This is a genomic window from Streptomyces sp. NPDC005408, from assembly GCF_040606445.1.
Taxonomy (GTDB): Bacteria; Actinomycetota; Actinomycetes; order Streptomycetales; family Streptomycetaceae; genus Streptomyces.
Genome location: NZ_JBEXEX010000008.1, coordinates 170,030 through 189,045, shown reverse-complemented (window position 1 = coordinate 189,045; position 19,016 = coordinate 170,030). Strand labels below are relative to the sequence as shown.

Sequence of the window (19,016 nt, the reverse complement as noted above, 5' to 3'; positions counted from 1 at the left end):
CGGTTCGCTGGATCTGTCTGGCTCTGCCTTACGGCGTCAACGTATCCGGAGGGGAGGGTTCTGCGGCAGTCCCGATCGGCACCTGCGGCCCCTGGCACTCGCGCAGCCAGCGCCGCAGCACCCGGTGCACGCGCTCGGCGCCGACCAGTTCCGTGTCCGGCGCGACGGGCGCGGACAGGTCGAGCGGTGACAGCAGGAACGGCTGGGACTGTTCGCCGCCGAGTCCGCCGTGCGAGCCGATCTGCTCCTCGAAGGCGTGCACGGTGCCCGCCTTCGGGTCGTGCATCGAGTTGACCATGATGTCGGCGACATGCGGGAAGGAGTCGGTGCGCCGTACGGCCTCGGCCGCGCCAGGGCCGAAACCCTCCAGCGGGCCACGGTCGGCCAGCCGGTCGACCGGCACCTCGGCGCCGCCGGGGCCGAGGACCAGCGAGCCGTGCTCCTCGCTGCGTACCAGCAGGAAGCCGATCCCCGGGTGGCTGGCGAGGGTGCGGAGCAGCGCCGGGTGGCGGCGTTCGATCTGCTCGCGGCTGAGGCGCTCGGGCGCGTCGGGGAAGGAGATCAGCGCGAGGTTGCCGGAGGCGAGCACGATCGGGTCGGAGCCCGCCTCCGGACGCTCGTCAGCTCCCTCGGCCCGCTGCCGGTGCAGCGCCATGCGCAGGGCGTCGCCCGCCGCGTCGCGTGCCTCCGCGCCGCTCTTGGAGCGTTCCGCCCGACGCGAGACCGGCAGACCGCACCCGGCGCGCACCAGATCCTTGAGCGTGAGTCCGTATGCGCCCTCGAAGGTCTCTCCCGGGCTCTGGCCGTGGTCGGACAGCAGCACGATCCGGTAGTCGCGGGGCGCGTGTTCGGCGACCTTGGCGAGCAGCGCGACCGACCGGTCGAGACGTCGGAGCACCTGCGCGGCGTCCTTGCTGTGCGGCCCGGAGTGGTGTGCCACCTCGTCGTACGCGACGAGGTCGGCGTAGACGGCGGTGCGCCCGGCAAGCATGTCGCCGATCACCGCGGCGACGACCACATCCCGCTCTACGACCGTCGCGAAGGCACGGATGAAGGGATAGAGCCCGCCGCGCCCGACCCGCGGTGAGTCGCCGCGCAGCCATGCCCGCGTCGACTGGCCTATCTCACGGGCGACTTCGGCGACGAAGGACAGCGCGGTGCGCACGGCGTTGGCGGGGTCGGAGAAGTAGGCGAAGTAGCCCGCCCTGGAGCGGTTGGCCCTGCCGCGTCTGGCGGCCACGGACAGCACGAGCGCGAGCTCCTCGGAGCCGCCGCTGAAGAGATTGCCGCGGCTGGCTCCGTCGAATGTGAGCAGCCCGCCGTCGGCGGTGCGCTCGATGGCGCGGCGCTGGAGTTCGGCGGCGCTCGCGGGCCGGTTGCAGACCATGACCCGGCCGCTGTCCTTCTCGTACCAGCGGAAGGCGGGGACATCGTGGTTGGTGCCGTGCAGGATGCCGAGCTGGCTGGCGCCGGTCTGGCTGGACCAGTCGGTGCGCCAGGGGGTGAGCCGGTGCGTCGTGCCGATCCAGCCGGCGACGGCCGGCATCACACCGTCGTCGGCCGCGCTGCGCAGCACCTCGTACCCGACCCCGTCGAGCTGCAGGAAGACCGTTCCGGGCGAGTCCGGGTGCCCGGCTTCCTCTCCGCGTCTTCGTCTGCGGCGGGCGGCGAGCCGGGAGAGCCTGCGGCGGTAGGCGTTGTCGTCGCGTACGGCGAGCGCGGTGGAGGTCGTCGATGCGACGGCGGACATCACGGCGGCGACGACGACCGCGGTCTCCGGTGCGGCCACGCCGCGCCCGTCGGGAATCAGCCAGAGCGCGATCAGCAGCAGCGAGCCATTGAGGAAGAACACCAACAGACCGAGCACCAGGGCCGGTACGAGCAGCAGGGCACGTACGACGACGGGCCAGACCAGCGCGGTCAGCAGGCCGAAGGCGCCCGCGCCCCAGGCGGCGGTGACGGCGGTCCTGGTGATGGAGTCCCCGTCGTCGGACTGCAGCTGGAAGTCGGGGAGCAGCCCGGCGAGCGCCAGCATCGTCAGCGTGGACACCGCCCACACGACGATCACGCGCACCAGGGCTCTTCCGGCCGTCCGCCATCGCCCTTCGACCACGCTGCTTTCACCTCACCCTTGGATCAGGTCTCCAGCCTGGCACAGGGGCGGACGTGATCCGGTGGGGTGATCGGCCGGGGCCGGGCAGCGTGGTCAGCAGCCGTCGTAACCGGCCGTAGGCATGGAGAGCCTGCGATGCACATTGGCCTTCATCGAGGCGTCGTAGACGGGCTCGTCGAGGTTCGCCGTCTCCAGCGGTACGCCCCTGCGTTCGCAGGCGGCGAGGAAGTCGGGCAACGAGGTCACGGCCCGGGCGAGTACCCGTTCGTTGGGCGCGACGAACAGATCCACCTGACCCGCCTGGATGTCCGTCCACAGGCCGCAGTGGTCGGGGCTCAGTCCGTAGAAGAGCAGCTGCCGGGTGACGACATAGCCCTTGTCGGCGGCCCAGCGGTCACACATCGCGTGCTGGCTGCGGGTGTCCACCAGGAAGGGGTCGCGGTCAAGTTCCTCAAGGGGGGTCAGGCTGGCGATGGCCGCCACTCGTAATCCGTCCATGGAAGATCCCCCGGACGCCGACCCTACTCCGGCATCGACGCCACCCGGACTTCCCCGGGGCCTAGGCTCGTACGCGTACGGGAAACGAGGAGGCGGGCGTGGAGGTCACCTGGTGGGGTCATGCCACCTGCACGGTCGAGGACTCCGGTGTGCGGGTGCTGACCGATCCGCTGTTCGTACGCAGGCTGGCCCACCTGCGCAGACGGTGCGGTGAGCTGCCTCCCGCCGAGGCCGCTGTCGCCGAGGCGGTCCTGGTGTCCCATCTGCACTCCGACCATCTGCATCTGCCGTCGCTGGCGCGGCTGGCACCGGGCACCCGGCTGGTGGTGCCGCGCGCCGCGCCACGGTCCGTGCCGGGTCTTGCCCGGCTGGGGCTGCGGGTCATCGAGATGGCACCGGGTGACGAAGTGCAGGTCGAGGAGCTGGTGGTGCGGGCCGTGCCCGCGATGCACGACGGGCGGCGGCTCCCGCTCGGGCCACACCGCTCGCCCGCGCTCGGCTATGTGATCAGCGGTGAGGCGCGTACGTACTTCGCCGGGGACACCGGGCTCTTCGACTCGATGGCGGACGAGGTCGGTCCGGTCGATGTGGCGCTGCTGCCGGTGGGTGGCTGGGGACCGTATCTCGGGCACGGGCATCTGGATCCGGGCCGGGCGGCACAGGCGCTGGCCTCGCTGGCGCCGCGTGCGGCCGTGCCGGTGCACTACGGCACGTACTGGCCGATCGGTATGGACGGGATCCGGCCGCACGAGTTCTACGCCCCGGGCGAGGAGTTCGTACGCAAGGCCGCGCGGCTGGCTCCGCAGGTGGCGGTGCACCGGCTCGGGCACGGCGAGCGGGTCAGGCCGGAGGCCGCCCGGTGACTTCGAGGCCGTGGGAGACGCTCGGGCAGCTGTCCGACATCGTCGGGAAGCTGCCGCCTGAGTCGACGCAGCAGGCTGTCGGCTATCCGTCGCTGTTCCTGCTGGTGGCGCTGGGTGCGCTGGTGCCGGTGGTGCCGACGGGGGCGGTGGTCAGTTCGGCGGCGGTGGTGGCCTTCCATCAGACGGCCCCGCTGTCGCTGCTGTTCGTGTTTCTGGTGGCGTCGTTCGCAGCGTTCCTCGGGGATGTGACGCTGTACTGGCTCGGGCAGCGCGGGATCCGCTCCAAGAACGGCTCACGGTGGCTCGCGGCGCTGAGCGACCGTGCCGCGCCCGACCGCCTCGAGCAGGCGGAGCGCAAGCTGGACGAGCACGGCGTGACGGTGCTGGTGCTCTCCCGCCTGGTGCCGGCCGGGCGGATCCCGGTGATGCTGGCCTGCCTGCTCAGCCGGATGCCGCTGCGCGACTTCGTACGCGGGGACATCCCCGCGTGCCTGGCCTGGGCGGCGACGTATCAGCTGATCGGGATTCTGGGAGGCTCCCTGTTCGACGAGCCGTGGAAGGGCGTGGTCGTGGCGGTGACACTGACGGTGGTGGTCAGCGGGGCGCCGACGGTCTGGCGCAGGGTCCGGCGCGGGTCGCGCCCCGGTTCGGCGGGCTCATCCGGTCAGCAGGCGTGAGCCGCCCACCGGCAGGTCCCACAGTTGTCCGCGCGGGCGGCCGGTGCGTTCCCAGGCGGCACGGACCCGGCTGAGCGGCTCCAGGACCGGCTCGGCGGAGAGCACGAACGTCCCCCAGTGCATCGGGGCCATGTTGCGCGCACCGAGGTCCTCGAAGGCGCGCACCGCCTCCTCGGGGTCGGTGTGCACATCGCTGAGCCACCAGCGCGGGTCGTACGCGCCGATCGGCAGCAGCGCCACATCGAGGTCCGGGTGGCGGCGGCCGATCTCCTTGAACCAGTGGCCGTAGCCGGTGTCGCCCGCGAAGTACACGGACTGGCCGAGCTGGTCGGTCAGCACCCAGCCGCCCCACAGCGAGCGACAGGTGTCGATGAGGGTGCGCTTGGACCAGTGGTGGGCCGGTACGAAGTCGAAGCGGACGCCGTCCAGCTCCGCGCCCTCCCACCAGTCCAGTTCGGTCACCCGGGTGAAGCGGCGGCGCCGGAACCAGCGGGCGAGGCCGGCCGGGACAAAGACGGGAGTGTGGCGCGGCAGCCGTTTCAGGGTGGGGGCGTCGAGATGGTCGAAGTGGTTGTGGCTGATGACCACCGCGTCGACGTGCGGCAGATCCTCCCAGCGCACTCCTACGGGCGTGATGCGGGTGGGGGTGCCGAAGATCCGGCGGGACCAGACGGGGTCGGTGAGGATCGTGAGCCCGCCGATGCCGAGCACCCAACTGGCGTGTCCTGCCCAGGTGACGGCGACGGTCGCGATGTCCACGGCGGGCAGCGGCCCCGGCGCGAAGGGAAGCAGCGGAATGTCGCGCAGCCCGTCGGGGCCGGGGCGCACGGCGCCCTCCCTGGCGAGGCGGGCCATGGCGCGTACGCCGGGGAGGGGGGTGGTCAGCCGGTCGGCGAAGGACCGCGGCCAGATGCGGATCTCGCTGAGGGGGCGGGACCGGGGGCGTACGCCGTCTGCCGGGCTCTCGGTTTCAGGGAGCGGGGCCGCTGTGCCGTTCGCGGCGTCGTGTGACGGGTAGCCCGCCTGTGCGGGGTGGTTCAGCTGTGCCGGGTGGGTTGCCTGTGCTGGGTGGGGCGCCTGATCCGAGTCGTCTGCTTGTCCCGAGTGCTCCGCCTGTTCCGTCATCCGGGGCTCCGTTCAACGCAGTTCGTCGAAGGCCGTTCCAAGAATGCTCAACGCCTCCGCCACATGCGGCAATTCCAGAGGTGCCGGTGAGGTGAGTGATTCCTGCCGCTGCTCGGGAGTGGTCCCCAGCAGCGGCCCGGTGGCCAGCCGTACCCGCAGCGCGCCCAGTTCGTCGCCGAACCGGTGCCCGCCGGGCACGGGCGCCCCGAGCCGGTCGGTCAGATACTCCTCGAGCTCCATGGAGTCGCTCACGCCTCGCTCGGCGAGGCGGGAGCGCAGCGGCCCGAGGTCGGCGTACAGATGGCGGCCCGCCTGCGGCGGACGGGCCAGCGCTCCCGAGACGAGCACCGCGCGGTGCACCTCGGCGGCCACGCGCGCGTGCAGGGCGGCTGCCCGCTCCATCCTTTCGGTGACCGAACCCGGCTCGTCGAGTGCGTGGGCCGCGGCCGCTGCGATCGGTTCGGCGACCACCGCGCCGACCGCGGTGAGGATGTCGAGGGTTCTCGCGCGGCGCAGTGCGCCCTCGTCGGTGCGCGGGAAGCGGGCGACGGCCACCGGCCAGGAGGCGGGCGTGAGCGCGCCCGCCAGATCGCTGATGACGGTCACGTCATCCGGGCACATCTCGGCGGGGCTGAGCAGCACCGTTTCATGCGGCCTGTGCACGGTGTCGCGCCAGGTCTCGTCGCTGATGATGTGCAGCCCCTCGGCGACGGCGGCCTCGCACGCCTCGCGCACCATCTCGGGCGGGGCGACGGTCGCTGTGGGGTCGTCGGCGACGGAGAGCAGCAGCAGCCTGGGCATGCCGCCCTCGGCGCGCACTCTGCGTACGGTCTCCAGCAGGGCGTACGGATCGGGCACTCCGCCGCACTCCGCCGGGGTCGGCACATGGTAGGCGGGCCGGCCGAGGAGCCGGGCCTGCGGAGTCCACCAGGCGGGGCAGGGGCGGGGCATCAGCACATCCCCGCCGTACGCCCCGATCAGGGCGAACAGCAGGGGTTGCGCGCCGGACGCCGCGGCCACCTCCTCGGGCCGGGAGCGCAGTCCGCGCCGCCACCAGTAGCCGCAGGCCGCCTCCCGCAGTTCGGGGCCGCCTCCCGGCGGCTCGCCCGCCGCGCGGTCCGATGCGGCCGCGAGCACGTCGGCGAGCTCGGGCAGTACGGGCAGCCCGGACTCGGGGGCCGGCGGTCCGTAACGGACAGGGCCACGGCCCTCCGGAGCCGTCCGCTGCATGCCGTCACCTCCGCGTGTCCCCAGGACAGGTCACCGCCCACGAACCCTTTATACGGAGGTTTGCGCGAGCTCGCCGCGCGGGAGCTCGCCGCGTAGGCTCGGCAGTCGGCCGGGCGTCAGACGACGGTGACCGGGTGGCGGACCACCGCGTCGAAGAAATAGCCCTGGGTGTTGTGGACGGTTCGCTCCGGCTGGGTGTTGCCCGCGCGGTCCGCCGTACGGGCCAGCAGCTCGGCCGGTCCGGTGCCGCGCGGGCGCCAGTCGGCCGTCCAGCGGACCCAGCCGTCCCGGTGCGGGGTGTCACGCAGCCGCGCCCGGTGCCAGTGCGCTCCGCCGTCGGTGCTGATCTCGACCTGGCCGACCGGAGCCTTCGCCGACCAGGCGCGGCCGGTCAGCCGGTGCGTGGTGCCCGCTTCGAGGCTCGCGCCGAGTGGCAGTTCGAAGGCGCTCTTGATGGTCTGGCGGGTCAGCGGTGCGCTGCCGCCCGCAGGATAGGCGTCCCCGAAGAGGCGGTAGAACTGCGTGGTCCAAGGCGAGGACAGCGGCGTATCGCTCACCTCGATGTCGCCGAGCCACTTGATCGAGGCGATACCGATCCAGGACGGCACGATCACCCGGACCGGGAAGCCGTGGTCGTACGGGAGGGGCTGGCCGTTCATCTCGTACGCGAGGATCACATCGTCGAGGGCCTTGGCGACGGGCAGCGGGCGGCGCACCCTTCCGTGGTTCACGCCGTTGCTGACGAACTCGTCGTCGAGTCCCCGGGGCATGACGTCGACCGCGGTCGACGAGATGCCCGCGCGGTGCAGTACGTCCCGCAGCCGCACCCCGCGCCAGCGGGCCGCGCCGATGGCGCCGAGCGTCCAGGGGGTGCCTGTGACGGTCTGGCCCTGCTGGGTGGCGTAGAAGTTGCGGCCGTTGCCGGCGCATTCGACGACGGCGGTACGGGTCACGGAGGGCAGGGAGCGGAGGTCGCCGTAGCTGAACTCGACGGGACGGCGGCCGTGCAGGCCGCTGCCCCAGACAGTGAGCTTCCAGTCCGACTCGCCGAGCACGGGGGTGGAGGTGTGGTTGCGGACGAAGAAGTGGTCGGCGGGGGTGTGGAGCCCGGTGGAGTGCAGGGCGGGGAAGTTGCTCTCGGCGTTGGTGCCGCGGATCGTGAACAGCTCGGGTGGCAGCGGCTTGACGATGTCGGGGGCCGCGCCGGACGCAGGGGCCGCGGTGGCGGCCGTTGCGGGGGCGGCGGCCGCGAACTGGGCCGCGACCGGCGCGGCGGCGAGCAGCTTCAGCAGATGACGGCGGTCCAGGGCAGGGGACAACACAGCTCTCCTCGAAAGAAGGGGGTGCACGCGGAAAAGGGGTCGGCAGTGTCAGCGGGGACACGGGCAACAGGGACAGGACAGCGCGCGGCGCGAAGCGGCAGCCGGAGGCGCGCAGTTGTCCCTGTAGAAGACCATGTCCGCGATCCTAGGCGGGCGCCCCGCGGCGGGCACCGGGTTCGTCCGTTCCTGCTCCTGACGTGGCCGAATGGGTCCCCTCCTGCGTGGCGGCGCCGCACACGGGGTACCCGCGATCCATGTCCGACGCTCACACGCACGCTCGCTCACAGGCTCGCTCAGAGGGAATGTCCCAGGTCCGCGCCGGCGTCGCGGGGCTGCTCGGCCGGTGGGACCGGCAGGTCCACCACGCCGTCGCCGCCCGGCACTGGCCCCTCGCGGAACCGGTGCTGCCGCGGCTGAGCCGCAGCGCCAACCACGGGCTGCTCTGGTTCGGCGCGGCCGCGGGGATGGCGGCGCTGGGCCCCGGCGCGCGCTCGCGCCGGGCCGCCGTACGGGGTGTGGCGTCGCTCGCGCTCGCCTCCGCCGCCATCAACACCATCGGCAAGCGCTCGGTGCGCAGGGCGCGGCCGCTGCTCGACGCGGTGCCCGTGATACGGCAGCTGAAGCGGCAGCCGTTCACCACGTCCTTCCCCTCCGGGCATGCAGCGTCGGCTGCGGCCTTCGCGACCGGTGTGGCGCTGGAGTCGAGGACCTGGGGCGCGATCGTCGCGCCGGTGGCCGCGTCGGTCGCCTTCTCGCGTGTCTACACGGGCGTGCACTATCCGAGCGATGTGCTGGTGGGCGCGGCACTCGGTGTGGGGGCGGCGTTCGCGGTGCGCGGCGTGGTCCCGACCCGCTCGCAGCTTCCTCCGCCCGGCCGGCCGCACACCGACGCACCCGTGCTGCCCGACGGCGACGGCCTGGTGGTCGTGGTCAACCGGCAGGCGGGCTCGGCGGATTCGGCCCGGCTGGTGCATACGATGCTGCCGCTCGCCGAGGTCGTGGAGTGCGCGCCTGACGAGCTGTCCTCGGAGCTGGAGAAGGCGGCGGGCCGCGGCCGGGCGCTGGGCATCCTGGGCGGCGACGGAACCGTCAACCGGGCGGCGACCGTCGCCGCCGCGCACCGTGTGCCGCTCGCCGTCTTCCCCGGCGGCACGCTCAACCACTTCGCGTACGACCTGGGCATCGAAACGGTCCAGGACACCTGCCGGGCTCTCGCGGGCGGCGCGGCCGTCCGCGTCGATCTGGGGCGCTTCACCCCGGGACCGGGCGACGGCGGCCAAGGCGGCGACGGCGGCGGCAGTGAGGCGGGCCACTTCCTCAACACCTTCAGCCTGGGCGTCTATCCGGAGCTGGTGCGTATCCGCGAGCACTGGTCGCCGCGCATCGGCGGCTGGGCTGCCGGGGTGATCGCGGCGGCGCGGGTGCTGCGAGGCGAACATCCCCTGGAGGCCGAGGTTCAGGGCCGCCGCCGCCCGATGTGGCTGCTGTTCGTCGGGAACGGCATCTATCAGGCGATGGGCCCGACGCCCGGACACCGTCAGGATCTGGCCGACGGCCTGCTGGATGTACGGGTGGTGCACGGCGGCCTCCGGCCGGGGCTGCGGCTGCTCGCCGCGGCACTCGCCGGACCGCTGAGCCGCTCGCCGCTGCACGCGGCGCAGAAGATGCACAAGGTGCGGATCTCGGGGCTCGCGCCGGGCACACCGCTGGCATACGACGGTGAAGTGACCATCGCACCACCGGAGTTGGTGGTGGACAAGGAGCGGGAGGCGCTCACGGTCTACTGTCCGCAGGCCCTGCTCTGAGGCTCCCGCTCCGGAGCGCCCGGCGAAGAAAACCGGATCGACGGGCCGCCGCGCGTCCCGCACCATGAGCACATGCAGATCCGCCGCGCGCAGACCCATGACGCTCCGGGGATCGCCGCGGTCCACGTACGGTCCTGGCAGGCGGCGTTCTCCGGTCTCGTACCGCAGGAGCATCTCGACGCGCTCGACCCGGCGCGTGAGGCGCTGGCCTGGACGGGACGGCTCACCCAGCCCCGCAGGCCCACCGCGGGTGTGCTGGTCGCCGAGAGCGAGGAGGGGATCGTCGCCTTCGCGTCGTACGCGCCGGGCCGCACCGCGGGCACCGCGGAGATCGGCACGCTGTACGCGCTGCCGGACGTCTGGGGCACCGGCGTCGGCACGCGCCTGCTGGCGGCCGTCGTCCACGAGCTCACGGAGGCGGGCTGCACGCGCGCCATGCTGTGGGCGCTGGAGGCCAATGAGCGTGCTCGCCGGTTCTACGAGGCGTCCGGCTGGCGTCAGGACGGCGCCGTGGAGGTGGACACGAGCGCGGGTCTGCCGCTGATCAAGCTGCGTTATCAGCGCCCGCTGCTGCCGAGGATCGGACCCGAACCGATCCGCACCGACCGGCTGGTGCTGCTGCCGCTCGCCGTGGAGCACGCGGAGGAGATGGCCAAGGCCCTCGCCGATCCGTCGCTGCACACCTTCATCGGCGGTACGCCCGATACCGTCAACGCTCTGCGCTCTCGGTACGCCCGCATGCTGGCGGGTGCGCCCGATCCGGCCGTGTCCTGGTGCAACTGGGTCATCAGCCTCCGGGCCGAGTCCGCTCTGGCGGGCACCGTCCAGGCGACGGTGAGCCCTTCGGGGCGGGGCCGTGCGGCCGAGATCGCCTGGGTGGTCGGCACGCCCTGGCAGGGCAGGGGCATCGCCACCGAGGCGGCACGGGCGCTCGTCGGCTGGCTCGCGGGCCGGTCGGTGCACACGGCCGTCGCCCATGTGCACCCGGACCATCTCGCCTCGGCGGCCGTGGCCGCAGCGGCCGGTCTCACCCCCTCCGACCGGGTGCGGGACGGCGAGGTGCGCTGGCAGGCGGACCTCGCCGTGAGCCCCCGTACGGCCTAGAGCTCGACGCTCTCGCCCGGCTTCAGCAGAAGCAGCCGGTCGTCGAGCCCTGCCTCCGCGAATGCCTCGGTGAGCGTCTCCGGGCCCTGGCTGAAGTGCCCCCAGTGCTCGAAGTGCAGCGGTACGACCTGACGCGCGCCCAGGATCCGGGCCGCCTCGGCCGCGGCCGCGCTCGGCAGCGTCAGATAGGCGTCCCCGAGCAGCGGGGTACGGGCGCCGCCTGCGAAGAGGACGGCGATGTCGACCGGGCCGAAGCGGTCCGCGATCGTGCGGACGACGTCGAGGGAGGCGTTGTCCCCGCTGACGTACACCGTGGGCAGCCCCTCGCCGTCGATGACGAATCCGGTGACCTCGCCGACCAGATGCTCGGTGCCGTCGGGGCCGTGCTGGGCGGGTACGCCGGTGATGCGGACGGGGCCCACCGAGTGGGAGGTCCAGTTCGGGAGCGGGGTGACCGCGTCCCCGAGGCGGCCGTGCGCGGCGGGCGTCGTCAGCACGAGCGGCACGCGGCCGAGGAACTCCCGCCCTGAGCGGTCGAGGTTGTCCGGGTGGTGGTCGTGCGAGAGCAGTACGGCGTCGACAGGGCCGGTCTCGTCGGCGGCGAGGGCGGGGCCCGCGCTCTTGACGAGCTTGCGCTCGCCGATGGGGTATTCGCCGGGCGGGTCGAAGGTGGGGTCGGTGAGCAGCCGGAGGCCGCCGATCTCCAGGATCGCCGTGGGTCCGCCGAGGTACTGAATCGAAACCGTCATGTGAGCCGTAACTGCCGTGCGCCCGGATCTTGTTCCCGGTCCCCTCAAGCCGGGGGCGCGCATACGTCTTGTCCACATATCAAGACGCAGGTCTCGAAATACGGGACTCCGGCGTACCGTTGCGGTACCCGCTTCCGGAGAAGGAGATCGGCCATGTCGAAGGAGACCGCCGTCTACACCCATGGGCACCATGAGTCGGTGCTGCGTTCGCACCGCTGGCGGACCGCCGCGAACTCCGCGGCGTATCTCGTCGGTGAACTCCGGCCGGGCATGGACGTGTTGGACGTGGGATGCGGTCCGGGCACCATCACCGCGGATCTGGCCGAGCTGGTGGCGCCGGGCCGGGTGACGGCGGTCGACGCGGCCGAGGACGTCCTGAGCCAGGCGCGCGAAACGGCCGCCGGGCGAGGCGTCGGCAACGTCCGCTTCGCGGTCGCCGATGTCCACGCGCTGGACTTCCCGGACGACTCCTTCGATGTCGTCCACGCCCATCAGGTGCTGCAGCATGTCGGTGATCCCGTACAGGCGCTGCGCGAGATGCGGCGGGTCTGCCGGCCCGGCGGCATCGTCGCGGCGCGCGACAGCGACTACGGCGCGTTCACCTGGTTCCCCCAAGTCCCCGCGCTGGACGAGTGGCAGGGGCTGTACCAGCGCGTTGCGCGGGCGAACGGCGGAGAGCCGGACGCCGGACGCCGACTGCTGTCCTGGGCCCGCGCCGCCGGTTTCACCGGGATCACCGCCTCGGCCGCCGCCTGGTGTTTCGCCGCGCCCGACGAGCGCGCCTGGTGGAGCGGTCTGTGGGCGGACCGTACGACCGCGTCGGTGTACGCGAAACTCGCGGTCGACGGCGGCCATGCGACGCGGGAGCGGCTGGCGGCGGTCGCCGACGGCTGGCGGGATTGGGGCGGCCAGGACGACGCCTGGTTCATGGTTCCGCACGGCGAGGTCCTCTGCCGGGCCTGAGCGAGAACAATCCGGCAATCGATTTCGCCGCCCGCCGGCGCGAACTACGCTCGCCCGTATGGAGATCCTCGGAACCACGCTTCGCATCTGCGTCGACGACCTGGAGGCCGCGGCGGCCTTCTACGAGCGGCTCACCGGCGCCACGCCCCTGCGCTTCGAGCGCAGCGGCGTCTCGGTCGCAGCCGTCGGCTGCTTCCTGCTGATGAGCGGACCGGAGTCGGAACTGGAGGTGCTGCGCAAGGTGACGGCGACGATCGCGGTGAAGGACGTGGACGAGGCGTACGCCACGCTCTCCGAGGTCGGCGCGAGGATCGTCGCCGGTCCGGTGCCGACCCCGGTGGGCCGCAATCTGATCGCCGTCCACCCGGACGGGTCGGTCTTCGAGTACGTCGACCGCAAGGCCGCCTGAGCCGGGCCGGTCGCCTCAGCCCCCTGAAGGACGCATCCGGTAGTCGTACGCCTCGGGCAGCGGCTCGTCGGTGAGCTGCGACCACACCTCTTCGAGGATCTCCGTGCCCTCGCGCAGGTCCGCCACATCGAAGCCCGCGTCGAAGATGGCGCGGGCTTCGGTCTTGCGGCCCTCGGCGATGAGGAGCTGGGCGTCGATCAGCCGGAAGCGGCCGCGCTGCTGGACCGCCGGGCGGAGCCGGTCCCAGACCGCACGGGCCTCCGCGGTGCGGTGGGCGGCGAGCAGGGCCGCAATCGCCTCGCGGCCGAGGGCTGCCGTGGCCGACGTCCAGGTCGCGCCGTCGTCGCGGCGCTCCTGGCACAGGTCGTCGAAGGCCTCGGCGTAGCGTTCGGCGGCGCGCGTCGTATGGCCGCCCTCCCGGTCGGCGACCGCGAGGCAGCGGAGCAACGGCCAGCGGGACGGAGCGAGTTCGAGGCCGCGTTCCCAGCTGCGTACGGCCTGGGCGAGGTCGCCCGCGTGCCACTGGGCGACGCCGAGGTGGTACTCGGTCAGCGGTTCGGCGGGGGCTGTCTCCAGCATGTCGCGCCAGTGCGTTGCCACGAGCGAGGGGCCGGGCGGGACGACCCTGCGGGGCGCGGGGAAGACGCCGGTCCTCAGCAACTCCCGCCAGGGAGCCTGCTCTTCGCCCAGCGTCGACTCGTCGAAGGGCGTGCCGGGCAGCTTGTGTCCCGCACGCAGCACCTCCAGCGCGCCCCAGCCCGATCCGGTGGCGAGCCGCTCGCCCGGTTCGGTGTCCGCGAAGGGCCGCCATGCCTCGTACGCGGCATCCACAGCTTCCCGCGGCAGGGCGTCCGCCAGCCGGGCCCCGGCCTCGGCGCGCGCGGCGTCCCAGTCGTCGCCGTGCACGAGCCCGGGGTCGGCGGCGAGCGGCCCGTACGACTCCAGCCAGCTGAACTCCTCGCCGCCGTCGAGGCGTACATGCTCCAGCTGGGTGCGCGCCAGCCCGGCCTGGATCTCCGCGTAACCTCCCGTGCCGGGCTCGGTCAGCCACTGCTGCCAGCGCCGTCCGCCCCGCCCCGAGCCCCAGAGGAAGAGCTTGCGGCCGCGCAGCGCATCGGTCGAGGTCTGGACGAGGCCGTGACCGTCCGCGTCCAGCGAGGCGATCCACTTACGGGCCTCGGCCGGCACTTCATAGAAGTAGTCGGCGGGGTATTCGCTGCGCAGGGGATACGTCCGGTCCGCGCCCTGGAATTCGGGCACGGGGACGCGCCGCAGGCTGCGCTCGTATCCGAAGTGCCAGGCTTCGTCGGCGGGTGCGAGCACACGTGTCGTCTCGTTCTCGGCGACGGCGATGTTGGACCACCAGTAGACCGGCGCGGGCCGCTCGTGCGGGTTGCGGATCCGTACGCCGACATGGAGGAAGTCGGAGTCCTCGGGCAGCCACAGATCGACCTGGAACGGAAGGTCGCGCAGCCGCTCCCACTCCCAGAGCCTGACCATCTCGCCGCCGTCGGGCGCGGGGACTATGGCGGCGTGCAGCGGTGCGCAGGACAGGGTGGTGTGGCCGGTGGCGCCGATGTTCCACTCGATGCCGCCTGAGTACCAGGCGCCGTTGAGCGCGAAGTCGGCGGGCTGGAACACCGGGTTGCGGTAGAGGAGTTCACGCCCGGTCGGCTTGTGGTGCAGGGAGTGGATCCGGCCGCCGAGGCCCGGCAGCAACGTGACCCGCAGCCGTTCGTTCTCAATCACGATCGCGTCGAGAGGGCTCTCGGTGCGCTCGCGGCCGTACCCGTCGAGCACCCGCACCGGCAGCAGCGTGCGCAGCGGCTCGTAGCCGATCTGCCGTGCCATCTCGCGCGGCAGCTCCTGCTTGGCGCGCTCGTCGATGGCGTGCATCTCGTCAAGCGGACGCAGTGCCGGCAGCGGATTCGGCGGGCCCACGGGGGCTGCGGGCAGGGTCAGTACGGCGCGTCGCACGGTCGTCATGACGACCATGGAACACGGAGGACGCCGCCCTGACCAGGGGCTCCGTGGGTCAGGCTTCGGCAAAGGCGGCGACGATCAGGCCCGCGAGCAGCTCACCCGCGGTGCCCTCCGGGTCCAGATCGGGGTCGTAGACGGTCACATTGAGCCCGACGCAGTGCTCGGAACGCACCAAGGCACGGAGCAGGGCGGTCACTTCGGGCGGCAGCAGGCCGTCGGGGTCGGGGCTGTCGACGGCGGGCATCACACTCGGATCCAGCACGTCGGCGTCGAGATGCACCCAGAAGCCGTCGAGCGCTGTCGTTTCGAGGGACTGCACCACGGCCCCCGCCGTGTCCGCCACGCCCCATTCGCGCAGCTCCCCCACCGTCGTCGTCGGGATCTTCAACTGGGCGAGTTCGGCCCGGTCTTCGTCGAAGTAGTCCCTGATCCCGAGCAGCCGTACGTCCTCGTCGCGCAGATAGGGCCGCAGTCCCTCGATGTCCGTGAGGTCCTGCTGTCCCCGCCCGGTCGAGAGCGCCAGCTCCTCACCTGCGGCGGCCCCGACCCGGTCGGAGTTGCCGGGGTGCCGGAAGTCGGCGGAGGCGTCGATGGCCGCCAGGCCGTAGCGTCCGAGGCGGCGCAGCGCGAGTGCGGCGCCGAGCTGGATGGAGCAGTCACCGCCGAGGACAAGGGGGAAGTCCCCGGCCCTGACGTGCCGTTCGATCCGGTCGGCGAGCTTTGGGGTGTACGCGGCGATACCGGCGGCGTTGAAGGCCCCGTCGCCCTCCTGCCAGTCGCCGCGGTCGTACCGTGGCGGGACGACGACCCCGCCCTCGAAGGCACCGAGACGCTGCACGATCCGCTGTTCGCGCAGCGCGCCGGCAAGCTTGTAGCAGCCGGGGACGGTGCCGGGAGCCGGGGGCCGCAGGCCCAGGTTGGAGGGTGCGTCGACGACCACGATGTTCCGCATGCATCCATCCTCACGCCGGTACTGCGGATCTTCAATGCGTTTGGCCAAGGGGCGCTGACGGTCAGGGGTCGAGCATCTCGCTTGTGATCGCCCAGCGTTCGTGGTCCCGCCAGGCACCGTCGATGAAGAGGAAGTCGGGCGAGAAGCCCTCGAGGCGGAAGCCCGCACGGCGCACGAGCGCGATGGAAGCCGCGTTCAGCGGCTGGATGTTGGCCTCCAGACGGTGCAGGCCCATGGCACCGAAGGCATGCCGCACGAGCAGCCCGAGGCCCTCGCCCATCAGGCCCCGGCCCACCGCGTGCGCGAACGCGCCGTAGCCGATCGCCCCGCAGCGGAAGCCGCCCGCGACGATGTTGTTGATGTTGATGAAGCCCGCGATCGCGCCGGACTCGCGCTCGCAGACAAGGAATCCGGCCTTCGTCGGGTCCTCGATGAGCTTGGCCGCGTACTCGGCGTAGGCATCGGCCGTGGTGGGCGGGAAGAGCCACGGCCGGTGGTGCCCGGTGCTCCGGCGCGCCTGCTCCGTGAATTCCTCGCTGTCCTCGTACGCGTAGTGGCGTATCGCGACCCGCGGACCTGCGGCGAGAAAGGGCTTGGCGGTGGAGATCTCGGGCATCGGGTCAGCCTAGGCCCTGTCCGGCCGGTGCTACCGGGTACGCCGGTGGAAGAAGTGGAGTGGAGCTCATGGGACCAGGATGGACGGATCCTGGTCCCATGAGGGCGATGGAGCGGGCCGTCCGGGTGAGGTGTGTGGTGCGTCAGTGGTGGGCGAGCACCAGCTGCGGCTCTTCCTCGGCGGCGACGGTCCCGGACTCCGGGCGCTGGATGAGCAGCGAGGTGACCACGCCGATGGCCAGCAGCGTGAGGGCCGCGTACATGGCGTGCTGGTAACCCGCCTCGGTCGGGCCCTGTGCGTCGCTGCCCGCGGTGATCATCGCGGACGCGATGGCGATGCCGAGCGAGGCCCCGATGCCGAAGCAGGCGCCGTTGAGGCCGGAGAGGGAGCCCGGCTTGTCCTTGGGGGCGGTGGTGACCGCGAGGCCGTTGAGGCCGGTGAGCATGAAGCCGCCGTAGGTGACGCCGAGGGCGGCCAGCGAGGCCACCAGGGTCCATGCGTTGTTCAGGAAGAACGTGGCGAAGACGAAGATCGCGAAGTTGGCGACGGCGCCGGTGACCACGATCCTGCGCCAGCCGATCTTCGGCCCGAGGCGGCCGGTGAGCGGCGCGGAGATCACGCCGATCAGCTGGATGGGCGTGAGGAAGAGGACGGCGGCGGTGACGGCGGACAGACCCAGGCCGACGCGGGCGTCCTGCGAGAAGAGCGGGATCGTGAGCGCGACGGCCCCGAAGGCGCCGCCGAGCGTGCAGACCGTGGTGATCAGCAGCGGCCAGGCGCGGCGGGACGCGAGCACCTCGATGTCGATGACCGGGTTGGCGGCGCTCTTCTGCGAGACGACGAAGAGGACGAGGGCCGCGAGCCCGCCGAGCAGGAAGCCGAGGGTGAGCGGCGACGCCCAGCCCCAGCTCGCGCCCTGGGCGAGGCCGACGAGGATGCCGGTGAGCCCGATGGACAGGGCGGCGATGCCGCGCGAGTCGAAGCGGGCGTCGGCGGTGGTGGGCGGGACGTCGGGGACGTACTTGCGCACGCCGAAGAGGCCCGCGACCGCGATCAGCGTGGAGCAGACGAAGATGCCGCGGAAGCCGATGGTGTCGGCGATCTGGCCGCCGGCGATGGCGTCGATGCCCGCGAGGCCGCCGTTGACGGCGGTGACGATGCCCGCGGCCTTGCCGAACCCGGCCGGGGTGAGCAGCTGGTTCAGGGTGAGGAAGGCGAGGGTGAACATCGCGGCCGACATGCCCTGGAGGATGCGGCCGGCGATGAAGATCTCGATGTTCGGCGCGAAGACGCAGAGCAGATTGCCCGCGATCAGGACGAACGCGCAGACCACCATCATGGGCTTGCGGCCGCGCTGGTCGCTGAGGCGGGCGAGGGTGACCTGGCCGATGGCCGCCATCAGGAAGAAGAGGGTCTGGGAGAGACCGGCGGCAGCGGTGGTGGTGCCGAGGCGCTCGATGACATCCGGCAGCGCGGGGCTGAGCATGGTGGCGTTGATCTGGTAGCCGAGTACGGCGAGCACCATGGCCAGCAGCATGCCGCCGCGGCCCGCCAGGTCGGATTCGGCCCCGGAACGCGTCCGGCCGAGCGTGGGTGACATGTCGGCCCCTTTGCCTTGGATGTCATGCCTCAATGGAATGCGATCTTGCTTGTCAGACAAGTCGCGCTCAGACAGGTTGGGATCTACGGGCGTAGAACGTCAAGCCCTTCCGGCTGTGAACTACAGCTGAACGGAAATCGCAGCTCATCCGAGATCTCGCGAGCGTTGCCCGGCCGCTCCGGCTCGCATAACTTGCTGACAAGTGAGCCGAGGAGAGTCAGTGGCAGTCAGCGGACAGCAGCGGAGACCGGTCGTCGTCCTGTACGAGCGGATCGCGGACGCCATCCACGAAGGCACCTATCCACCCGGCTCCACGCTGCCGTCCGAGCCGAGGCTCGCGGCCGAACTGGGGGTCAGCAGGCCCGCCCTGCGCGAGGCCCTGCTGCTGCTCCAGGAGGACGGCCTGCTCTCGGTACGCCGGGGAGTGGGCCGGACCGTCAACGACCGCCCGCCACGGCGGGGTTACGAGCACATCCAGCCGCTTGAGGAGCTGCTGTCCAGCGGCTCGCCACTGCGGGTGCGGCCCCTGCTGCGGGCCGTCGAGGAGCCCACCGACTTCACCACCCAGCATCTGCTCGCCCCGGCCAGGGCCGAGCTGCGGTTCTGGGAGTCGCTGCTGGCCGGTGAGGGCACGGCGGCGGCGCTGAGCCAGGAGTGGGCGGCCGCCGAGGAGGTCCTGGACCGGGCGCATCCCGCCTTCGCCGATGCGCTGCGTGCCGCGCCCGCTGCGGCCACCTCCATGCTCGCGGTCCTTGCCGCGGCCTCCCGCGGGGTGGCGCTGACCGGCCACAGCGGGGTGACCGCGACCCTGCTCGGACAGCGGCGCGGCGAGCAGCTCGGCCGGGCTGCCGACACCCCTGCGGTGCTGGTCACCCAGGTGGTACGGGTCGGGGACACCCCGATCCTGGCGGCCAAGCACATGCTGCCGACGGGGGCGCCCGCCATGCCCGTACTCCAGTCGAACTGAGGACGGCGCAGGCACGGGAGACGCCCGTCACGGCACCGTC

17 protein-coding genes and 1 pseudogene are annotated in these 19,016 nt (G+C 72.2%); 8 read left to right on the top strand and 10 right to left on the bottom strand.

From position 1 onward, the window contains the following. Positions 1 to 28: 28 nt before the first annotated feature. Positions 29 to 2,113 (bottom strand): phage holin family protein, encoded by a 2,085-nt coding sequence (locus tag ABZS64_RS11360; protein WP_355826486.1) that lies wholly within the window; start codon positions 2,111 to 2,113, stop codon positions 29 to 31. A gap of 93 nt (positions 2,114 to 2,206) precedes the next feature. Further along, positions 2,207 to 2,611: a hypothetical protein gene (locus ABZS64_RS11355; RefSeq protein WP_355826483.1), complete on the bottom strand. Its 405-nt coding sequence runs from the start codon at positions 2,609 to 2,611 to the stop codon at positions 2,207 to 2,209. A 98-nt stretch (positions 2,612 to 2,709) separates the two neighbouring features. On the opposite strand from ABZS64_RS11355, the gene ABZS64_RS11350 reads away from it, so the two are divergent. Both ABZS64_RS11350 and ABZS64_RS11345 read left to right on the top strand, forming a co-directional pair. Then, positions 2,710 to 3,474 carry an MBL fold metallo-hydrolase gene (locus ABZS64_RS11350; protein ID WP_355826480.1) on the top strand — a complete coding sequence of 255 codons (765 nt, stop codon included), beginning with the start codon at positions 2,710 to 2,712 and terminating at the stop codon, positions 3,472 to 3,474. Further along, positions 3,471 to 4,151 carry a VTT domain-containing protein gene (locus tag ABZS64_RS11345; RefSeq protein ID WP_355826477.1) on the top strand — a complete coding sequence of 227 codons (681 nt, stop codon included), beginning with the start codon at positions 3,471 to 3,473 and terminating at the stop codon, positions 4,149 to 4,151. Before ABZS64_RS11350 ends, ABZS64_RS11345 begins: the two co-directional genes overlap by 4 nt. Here the strand turns inward: ABZS64_RS11345 and ABZS64_RS11340 are convergent. The 3 genes from ABZS64_RS11340 to ABZS64_RS11330 all read right to left on the bottom strand — a co-directional run bounded on the left by ABZS64_RS11340 (position 4,131) and on the right by ABZS64_RS11330 (position 7,825). Then, on the bottom strand, positions 4,131 to 5,276 hold the full coding sequence (locus ABZS64_RS11340; RefSeq protein WP_355826474.1) for an MBL fold metallo-hydrolase: 1,146 nt from the start codon (positions 5,274 to 5,276) through the stop codon (positions 4,131 to 4,133). The genes ABZS64_RS11345 and ABZS64_RS11340 overlap by 21 nt on opposite strands. 12 nt (positions 5,277 to 5,288) lie before the next feature. Continuing rightward, complete coding sequence (locus ABZS64_RS11335) at positions 5,289 to 6,506, bottom strand: aminotransferase class I/II-fold pyridoxal phosphate-dependent enzyme (RefSeq protein ID WP_355826472.1); 1,218 nt, start codon at positions 6,504 to 6,506, stop codon at positions 5,289 to 5,291. Positions 6,507 to 6,622: 116 nt separating this feature from the next. Then, the gene (locus ABZS64_RS11330) at positions 6,623 to 7,825 is read right to left on the bottom strand and encodes a sulfite oxidase (protein ID WP_355826606.1); all 1,203 of its coding nucleotides are present in this window, start codon (positions 7,823 to 7,825) and stop codon (positions 6,623 to 6,625) included. Positions 7,826 to 8,130: 305 nt separating this feature from the next. Between ABZS64_RS11330 and ABZS64_RS11325 the strand changes: the two genes are divergently transcribed. From ABZS64_RS11325 to ABZS64_RS11315, 3 genes and pseudogenes are all read left to right on the top strand, one after another. After that, entirely contained in the window at positions 8,131 to 9,633 is a 1,503-nt protein-coding gene (locus ABZS64_RS11325) for a phosphatase PAP2 family protein (protein WP_355826469.1), read from the top strand. A gap of 72 nt (positions 9,634 to 9,705) precedes the next feature. Next, positions 9,706 to 10,176, top strand: a pseudogene (locus tag ABZS64_RS11320) (GNAT family N-acetyltransferase); the annotation flags it as partial. A 27-nt stretch (positions 10,177 to 10,203) separates the two neighbouring features. Next, positions 10,204 to 10,737, top strand: coding sequence for a GNAT family N-acetyltransferase (locus ABZS64_RS11315; protein ID WP_355826603.1), 534 nt, complete (start codon positions 10,204 to 10,206; stop codon positions 10,735 to 10,737). Here the strand turns inward: ABZS64_RS11315 and ABZS64_RS11310 are convergent. Next, positions 10,734 to 11,486 carry an MBL fold metallo-hydrolase gene (locus ABZS64_RS11310; protein ID WP_355826467.1) on the bottom strand — a complete coding sequence of 251 codons (753 nt, stop codon included), beginning with the start codon at positions 11,484 to 11,486 and terminating at the stop codon, positions 10,734 to 10,736. The genes ABZS64_RS11315 and ABZS64_RS11310 overlap by 4 nt on opposite strands. Positions 11,487 to 11,639: 153 nt before the next feature. On the opposite strand from ABZS64_RS11310, the gene ABZS64_RS11305 reads away from it, so the two are divergent. Together ABZS64_RS11305 and ABZS64_RS11300 are read left to right on the top strand one after the other, a co-directional pair. Then, positions 11,640 to 12,449, top strand: coding sequence for a class I SAM-dependent methyltransferase (locus ABZS64_RS11305; protein WP_355826465.1), 810 nt, complete (start codon positions 11,640 to 11,642; stop codon positions 12,447 to 12,449). A gap of 58 nt (positions 12,450 to 12,507) precedes the next feature. Further along, positions 12,508 to 12,858, top strand: coding sequence for a VOC family protein (locus ABZS64_RS11300; RefSeq protein WP_355826462.1), 351 nt, complete (start codon positions 12,508 to 12,510; stop codon positions 12,856 to 12,858). Between the two features lie 15 nt (positions 12,859 to 12,873). Here the strand turns inward: ABZS64_RS11300 and ABZS64_RS11295 are convergent, their stop codons facing one another. The 4 genes from ABZS64_RS11295 to ABZS64_RS11280 all read right to left on the bottom strand — a co-directional run bounded on the left by ABZS64_RS11295 (position 12,874) and on the right by ABZS64_RS11280 (position 18,009). Further along, positions 12,874 to 14,853 (bottom strand): DUF5107 domain-containing protein, encoded by a 1,980-nt coding sequence (locus ABZS64_RS11295; protein WP_355826459.1) that lies wholly within the window; start codon positions 14,851 to 14,853, stop codon positions 12,874 to 12,876. 40 nt (positions 14,854 to 14,893) lie between these two features. Continuing rightward, on the bottom strand, positions 14,894 to 15,793 hold the full coding sequence (locus tag ABZS64_RS11290; protein WP_355826456.1) for an arginase family protein: 900 nt from the start codon (positions 15,791 to 15,793) through the stop codon (positions 14,894 to 14,896). 61 nt (positions 15,794 to 15,854) lie between these two features. Then, positions 15,855 to 16,409, bottom strand: coding sequence for a GNAT family protein (locus ABZS64_RS11285; RefSeq protein ID WP_355826453.1), 555 nt, complete (start codon positions 16,407 to 16,409; stop codon positions 15,855 to 15,857). A 142-nt stretch (positions 16,410 to 16,551) separates the two neighbouring features. After that, positions 16,552 to 18,009 carry an MFS transporter gene (locus ABZS64_RS11280; protein ID WP_355826450.1) on the bottom strand — a complete coding sequence of 486 codons (1,458 nt, stop codon included), beginning with the start codon at positions 18,007 to 18,009 and terminating at the stop codon, positions 16,552 to 16,554. A gap of 220 nt (positions 18,010 to 18,229) precedes the next feature. Here ABZS64_RS11280 and ABZS64_RS11275 point away from each other — a divergent pair, with 220 nt between their 5' ends. Beyond that, positions 18,230 to 18,976 carry a GntR family transcriptional regulator gene (locus ABZS64_RS11275; RefSeq protein WP_355826447.1) on the top strand — a complete coding sequence of 249 codons (747 nt, stop codon included), beginning with the start codon at positions 18,230 to 18,232 and terminating at the stop codon, positions 18,974 to 18,976. Positions 18,977 to 19,016: the final 40 nt, after the last annotated feature.

Excerpts from the sequence above, each read along its gene's own strand:
- ABZS64_RS11325 (WP_355826469.1), top strand. The coding sequence starts at position 8,131 with ATGTCCCAGGTCCGCGCCGGCGTCGCGGGGCTGCTCGGCCGGTGGGAC.
- ABZS64_RS11305 (WP_355826465.1), top strand. The coding sequence starts at position 11,640 with ATGTCGAAGGAGACCGCCGTCTACACCCATGGGCACCATGAGTCGGTG.
- ABZS64_RS11295 (WP_355826459.1), bottom strand. The coding sequence starts at position 14,853 with ATGGTCGTCATGACGACCGTGCGACGCGCCGTACTGACCCTGCCCGCA.
- ABZS64_RS11310 (WP_355826467.1), bottom strand. The coding sequence starts at position 11,486 with ATGACGGTTTCGATTCAGTACCTCGGCGGACCCACGGCGATCCTGGAG.
- ABZS64_RS11290 (WP_355826456.1), bottom strand. The coding sequence starts at position 15,793 with ATGCGGAACATCGTGGTCGTCGACGCACCCTCCAACCTGGGCCTGCGG.
- ABZS64_RS11335 (WP_355826472.1), bottom strand. The coding sequence starts at position 6,506 with ATGCAGCGGACGGCTCCGGAGGGCCGTGGCCCTGTCCGTTACGGACCG.
- ABZS64_RS11280 (WP_355826450.1), bottom strand. The coding sequence starts at position 18,009 with ATGTCACCCACGCTCGGCCGGACGCGTTCCGGGGCCGAATCCGACCTG.
- ABZS64_RS11300 (WP_355826462.1), top strand. The coding sequence starts at position 12,508 with ATGGAGATCCTCGGAACCACGCTTCGCATCTGCGTCGACGACCTGGAG.
- ABZS64_RS11340 (WP_355826474.1), bottom strand. The coding sequence starts at position 5,276 with ATGACGGAACAGGCGGAGCACTCGGGACAAGCAGACGACTCGGATCAG.
- ABZS64_RS11355 (WP_355826483.1), bottom strand. The coding sequence starts at position 2,611 with ATGGACGGATTACGAGTGGCGGCCATCGCCAGCCTGACCCCCCTTGAG.
- ABZS64_RS11285 (WP_355826453.1), bottom strand. The coding sequence starts at position 16,409 with ATGCCCGAGATCTCCACCGCCAAGCCCTTTCTCGCCGCAGGTCCGCGG.